Origin of the sequence: Verminephrobacter aporrectodeae subsp. tuberculatae At4, assembly GCF_000193225.1 — a bacterium.
Lineage (GTDB): Bacteria > Pseudomonadota > Gammaproteobacteria > Burkholderiales > Burkholderiaceae_C > Acidovorax > Acidovorax aporrectodeae.
In genome coordinates, this window is the sequence record NZ_AFAL01000658.1 from 1 (window position 1) to 223 (window position 223).

General features: G+C 69.1%; 1 protein-coding gene. It reads right to left on the reverse strand.

Annotated elements, in window-relative coordinates; all coding sequences use genetic code 11:
* The coding region (locus VTU_RS33900; protein WP_010107347.1) for an Ig-like domain-containing protein at window positions 1–223 on the reverse strand (223 nt) is incomplete at both ends.

Genomic DNA, 223 nt, shown 5'->3' on the forward strand with positions numbered 1-223 from the left:
CGGGCTCGTTGAAGCGGATGGTGACTGTTGTGCTCTCGCCCGCGATGAGTGCGTTGTCGGCCAGCGCGATGGTCGCCGTGGGGCGCACGGTATCGACGGAGTAGTTGGTGCTGATGGCGCTGCCGGTCCCGGCGTTGCCCGCGTCGTCGCGCACGCCGCGGAGGTTTACGCGGATGGTGTTCGTCGGCGCGCTGGCGTTGGCCGTGGGCGTGAAGGTGGCTGT